We start from the raw sequence: 6,256 nt of genomic DNA, 5'->3' as shown, positions 1-6,256 counted from the left end.
TAAAAGTTTATAGTGAAAACGAGCAAAAACAAAGCTGTCCAGACAAAGTGATTGTCATTGAAAAACCCCATCCTTATCAAGAAGGCAGTTTTTCAACAGATGGCTCTGTTAACCTGAGTGCCTACGCCAGTAACATCTCTGTTCAAGCCAGTAATAGTTTTAGCGTTACATGGGTTGGGACACTCAAGCCGAGATATGCTAAATGCTTTGCTTCTGCTGGAATGACTAAGGTTGATGGACAAGCCTGCTCTGAACACCTTAATTATTTACGGATGCACTTTCTTAAAGGTAAGGTTTACTTCATCTTAGATTTGGCTGGTGGCTCCGATCCAAATAATTATCCTCTAGTCGTGCTAAACAACAGTTTCAAGAATGGCAACCCTGCCTGGACTTGGGGTGGAAGTGACTAAAGGTCATACTGGCACCATCGGAGATGTCTATTAGAAGTATTCCAAGAGCAAAAGTTTGTTGCGCCGTCTGCTGTTGTGGAAGTTCCACCCGATGATGAGCATGATTCGATTTTTGGGCAGTGGTTAAATCGAGATCATTCGTGAGAGTTTCACAAATACCATGCGTTTGCCCTGCCCCATCTCCCCCGAAATTTCTCACTTTCCGATTCGTGCAACAAAGCCATTGGTTTTTGCATTATCACATTACTTAAACATTAACAAAACCTTAACTTTACTGAAAATTTAAAAACTCAGGCAGAAATTTATTATCGAAATTTGAAATTCTATAACTCTGAAAGCCTTCTAAAAAGCGGAATTAACAATTATTGATCATCTGGATGATTGCTAAAACGGGGTAAAATAGTCCTGAATTTATTTTTGCTACATCTGAAGTGATTATAAAGATTTGGTAAAGCAAGATTCAGTCTACTTGCATTGCTTACGTTGTTATTGATTTAATCAAATTTGTGCTGACCAATAATCAGCAAAACCACGTAAAACCCACTGCAAGCATTTATTACCCGCGCATATTTGTAATCAATATCTGTGAATATATTTCGCTCTGTCTCTTTAATGCTCTCAATGGGTTGATTCTTGGAGTCTTTGATAAATGCTAGGCAAGAGCCATTGCCAAAAGAAGTAACCCTTGAATTCCGAATTTTTGCAGATTTTTGAAATTACAAGCCATTTTTCCAATTTAGTTACACACAATGAAGAAAACGCTTTTTGGGGTGTTGACGACGGCGATTGTTAGCAACACCCTGATTCCTGGTGTCCAAGCAATCAGTATCGGAAATACAACTGCCCGCTTTAGTCATGTTCTGATTATTTCGATTGATGGATTACACAACTCCGATCTATCAGTTGCTAATCTGCAATCTTCTTTGAAAAATATCAAGCGGTTGCAGAGAGAAGGTGTGACATACACCAATGCTTTTACTTCTGCACCATCAGATTCATATCCTGGGGAGCTAAACTATATCACTGGTGCTAACCCCGGCACGACTGGTGTATTTTATGATCTTTCCTACAGTCGCGCTTTGTATGCCCCAGGCACCACTGCTGCCCAAATCGCCGCCGGAACCGCCAAACCAGGAACAGTAGTAGAATTTGATGAAACCGTTGATGCATCTTGGAATAACGGTAAGGGTGGTACCTTAGATGGCGGTCAGGGATTTGATAAAACCCAATTGCCAGTTGATCGCAATGGCAACCCTGTTTACCCCAACCAGTACCTAAAGGTAAACACCATTTTTGACATAGCTAGCGCGGCAGGACTCCGTACTGCTTGGTCTGACAAGCATCCCGCAGCTTACACCATCCTTGCTGGAAATACACAAGACCCAACGAAGTTTAATTTGGCAACGGGTCGGGTTGGTAACATTAGCGATTACTCTTCACTAGAAATTAACGCGGCAGTGGCGATTGATCCAACTAAGCCAGGACTTCTCCCAAGCACCCTTGGAGCTTTAGTCGATCAATCAACAGGTACTCCTTACTCCAACACCAACTCTAAAATCACATCCACTTTCTTTAACGACGCGACAAAGGGTAATCCGGCTCTGTTCAAGGCTCCACCTGCTGGTTTTAGCGCTAGCCAGTTTACAAGTGTAGCAACAACCTCAACCTACGACGATATCAAGGTTAAGCAGATATTAAACGAGATTGATGGATTGAACGATTCCGGTAAGATAAGAATAGGCACTCCAGCAATTTTTGGCTTGAATTTCCAAGCTGTGAGCGTCGGCGAGAAAGAAACTGCCTCTCAATTTAATGGTGGTGGGATTGACTCTAATGGCAATGCCCGTCCTGACCTCGTAAGTGCAGTAGCTCACACTGATGCTAGCATCGGTCTGATTTTGGATGAACTGAAAAAGAAAGGATTGGATAGTTCAACTTTGGTGATTTTGACCGCCAAGCACGGGCAAAATCCCGTCAAAGATCCAACTGTTGGTTTGAGCAGTACATTTGATAGTGTTACTGGTGTTGCTGGTGGCGATGGAAACCTGACTGCTGTTGCCGCTCTCTTAGTAAGAAACGGCATCCAAATTGCTTCTGAACGAGGTCAGGATACTTCATCACTGATCTTCTTGAAAAATCAATCTGATGTCCGAAAAGCAGTAGCCCTGCTGAATGCTAAAAACTACTCATTTGATAATACGATTGATCCAAATACTGGGGTGGCATTTTCAACTGAGGATGCTGTTGCTCAGGGGAAGGTATTGTATGGTCAGAGCATCATCAATGCCGGATTGGGAGATCCAAGGATAAACGATCGCACCCCTGATATTATTGTTCCACTCAAAACTGGCTACTTTTTTGGTAATGCTACCAAGAAGCGTGCAGAACATGGTGGATTTACTGATGCTGACACCCACGTAGCCCTGATTGTAGGTAGCACTGGATTTTCCCATAATCTGCAAGATAAAACTATCAGTAGAAAGGTTTCTACCACCCAAATTGCTCCAACTACGTTACAGTTTCTAGGTTTAAATCCTCAACGACTGCAAGGTGTTCAGATTGATAGAACCCAGACATTACCACTGGACTGTAGGGACTTGCAAATCGAAAAATACCCCATAGATCAAGAGCGCAGGGAGTAGGAGGAATAAAAAACCACTAAATGAAGAAATTGATGTGTTAAATACCACATCAATTTTTAGTAATTCCTGCGCTTAGAGCAAATCGGTGTACCGCAAAGATCACAAAACTTGTATCTCCTCAATACTTCGGGACAAGCAATTATTCTGGTTGCCATGATCTACCGAAGGGGTGAAGAGAAGATTTGTCGCGGATACATTGTTGCAAAAAAGGATGATTCGAGTCTCAGAAAATCTGTTTACACAACATATACAAATATCATGATACCAATTCAATACTTACAGCCTCCAGCAATTACATCTGACTACTCCTTGCCCATAGTCAAAATAGCTGATGATTGGAACAAGGATGATAAATGCATTAATGCAGATCGCTTTAATGCAGATCACCTAATTATCTCTGGCAGTACTTATGCGGGTACAGCTAGTACCGTAACTGTCGGTCAGACACTTCCAGGTGGGGGTAAAGCGATCGCAAACGGCACTTATCCAGACGTTTTCAACAATGATACAGTTGACAGCAGCTTTGGCATCACTTCGCCAATTTTCCTCCAGGAGATTACTACTTGTGGCACAGATATCCGTACAATATACGTTGATCCTAGTGTCATTACTACCAGTTTTCCGTCCAAATCGGAATTAGCCTTAAATCTCACACCCGACGGCAAAGGGCTGACTTTCATGGGTTATGTCAGCGCAATCAACCAACTCGACGTGTCAAACTCTAATACGCCAGGAATTACCGAACCGGGCAACCCTGTGACAACGACTGCCACCTATAGGGCAGTAGCGCAAATTAACTTTGATGATCCACACTTTATCTATCACGGTTTTCTCACCCCCAAGGTAACTACAACCAACGCATATCCGGGCAACAATGGTCGTGCAGGGATACTAGGTTCAAACGGCTTGTACTACACTGTGGGTAATGCTGGTAATGGCAACGGATCGCCAGCAGTCACAGCTGCGGCGGGTGTGCAGATTGTCATTCCTGGTCAGAACGCCACTCCATCAACTCCAGGCACTAATCAGGTAGGATCGTTCAGCATTACTCAATATGGCTACAACATAGCCGACAAGACTGCCAAAGACAACAATTTCCGAGGCGAGACTATTTTCAATAACACCTTGTATGTAACGAAAGGTAGTGGTAGCAACGGAATTAATACTGTATACCAGGTCGGTAACGCAGGTAGCTTACCAACCCTCGCTAATTCAGCTAATACACCAATTACTATCCTGCTTGGCTTCCCCACAAACCTCGCTAAGAACGGCAAGAACGTGAATGGAACTGTCCAACCCATCTACTATCCCTTTGGTATTTGGTTTGCCAATGCAACCACGCTGTATGTTGCCGATGAGGGCGATGGTGTTGCTGCTGATGCCGCAACCAGCACTACCGCAGGTCTTCAGAAGTGGAGTTTGGTAAACGGCACTTGGCAATTGGACTACGTTTTGCAAAAAGGCTTGAATCTTGGTCAGAAATACCCCGTAGCTGGTTTACCTGCTGCTGACAATCCCGCAACAGATGGTCTTCGCAATCTTACAGGTCATGTCAATCCTGATGGCACCGTCACATTGTATGCAGTAACTTCGACCATTAGCGGTAGCGGCGATCAAGGAGCAGATCCAAACGAAGTGGTTGCCATCACTGATAGACTTTCCTACACAACAGCTGTGCAGTCTGCGTCTGAGCAGTTCCGCCTTATCCGTACCCCCATCTCCGGTCAAGTTCTACGAGGTATATCTTTTGCCCCAACTAACAAGGAGAAAGATGGGTCTGGGGAGGACTTTAAACGAGAACATTAACCTAATAGTTCACCAACCCAAAATTGCACTTGTGGAGGCTGGCAGAGGTGAAAAGACTTATATAAGTCTCTCCCCTGCACAAGTGCACAAGTACTGACCACCATGCAAAGTTTGCTTGGCAGAGTACTAACCTTGGGCATCGAAAAATTGCGAATTGCTCCCCTGACAATTGTTTTGGTCAATCTCCTAAAACCAGAATCACAAAAGTACCAGGGATAATACTTGGTCGAGATCGCTCCTTCCCTACGACGGGGGTAGACTTTGCTTGAAATTTGGCTGTGTCCAAATATAACTTATGGGTCTTCAAATCTAACGCCATTGTCCGCGCTCCTGGCTGGGTTATGACGTTATTCACAATACTAAATTTATCGGCAGAGTCTTCATGTACCACTGTCAGTGAACCTTCACCGTTTGAACTGAAAGCTAATCTAGTCACTGGGTCATAAGCAATCGCATCCGTCCTCTTGCCAATTGGCAGTGTAGCTTTAATACTTCCTGTATTTGCATCCACTACACTCATCAGTTGGTTTGTGCAACCGATGAACAAACGTTGATGCTGTCTATCTATTGCGATACCAGTTGGTTCTGAGCAAGGTTTAAGCGCCCAATGTCCCTTTACTTGGAGATTACTAGCATTGATTGCGACGACTTCGTTTTTGTCCTCTAAATTCACGAAAATCTGGCCTAAGTCATCGACAGCAGCAAATTCTGGTTTGCCACCTAAAGCGATTGTCCCCAGAACTTTAGTAGTTTTGGCATCAAAAACAGTTGCCGTGTTGCTCAAGCCGTTAAAAGTGAAGACTTTCTTGGACATAGGCTCATAGACAATTGCATCTGGGTTAGAACCAGTTTTTACTTCTCCTGTAACTTGTAGTGTCTTTAAATCGAAAACAGTAGCTGTTGCCGCCTTCCCATTACTAATAAAGCCACGACTTAATTCTGGGGCAATGGCAACCCCATGTACTCCAGCAGTATGAGGAATTTCGCCCACAACCAACCCCGTGTCAACATTTAATACTGTTACCCTTGTAGAGCGCGTAATATATAGGCGACGGGCTGAACTATCCAATGTTAGGTAATCCCATCGTCCTTCTCCACCTAAAGGTATTTTTTTAATGATGTGGTAATTGTGACTTGATAATGTGCCACTAATTACTGCATTGTGAAAGCAAAAGCTCAAACCGGAGATGAACACAAAAGCAATACCTGTGCCAATCCTACGAGAAAGTATGGTGTTCAAAATATATTCCTTTCCTTTTACAATTATTTTTCGGATATTACCAGACTTCGATTGTATTGGTAGCAGTGCCTCAAAGTTAGCTGCTAAAAATTAGGGGGATAAATGAATGGCACGCTTGTTTTCACCAAATCCATAAGGTATAAGGATCTCTAGGATGT

4 protein-coding genes are annotated in these 6,256 nt (G+C 43.4%); 3 read left to right on the top strand and 1 reads right to left on the bottom strand.

Annotated elements, in window-relative coordinates; genetic code table 11:
* The 3 genes from HWQ38_RS03015 to HWQ38_RS03005 all read left to right on the top strand — a co-directional run.
* A partial coding sequence (locus tag HWQ38_RS03015; RefSeq protein WP_292789907.1) for a hypothetical protein occupies positions 1-410 on the top strand: 410 nt, incomplete at its 5' end.
* Positions 411-1,159: 749 nt separating this feature from the next.
* Positions 1,160-3,052, top strand: coding sequence for an alkaline phosphatase family protein (locus tag HWQ38_RS03010; RefSeq protein WP_292789905.1), 1,893 nt, complete (start codon positions 1,160-1,162; stop codon positions 3,050-3,052).
* Between the two features lie 258 nt (positions 3,053-3,310).
* Entirely contained in the window at positions 3,311-4,858 is a 1,548-nt protein-coding gene (locus HWQ38_RS03005; RefSeq protein WP_292789903.1) for a hypothetical protein, read from the top strand.
* Positions 4,859-5,036: 178 nt separating this feature from the next.
* Here HWQ38_RS03005 and HWQ38_RS03000 read toward each other — a convergent pair whose 3' ends face one another.
* Positions 5,037-6,098, bottom strand: coding sequence for a hypothetical protein (locus HWQ38_RS03000; protein ID WP_292789901.1), 1,062 nt, complete (start codon positions 6,096-6,098; stop codon positions 5,037-5,039).
* Positions 6,099-6,256 lie beyond the last annotated feature (158 nt).

Source organism: Nostoc sp. NMS7 (genome assembly GCF_017115085.1).
In the GTDB taxonomy this organism is placed as follows: Bacteria; Cyanobacteriota; Cyanobacteriia; order Cyanobacteriales; family Nostocaceae; genus Nostoc.
Note: the sequence above shows the minus strand (reverse complement) of the source record. Positions and strands in the feature narration are given on the sequence as shown.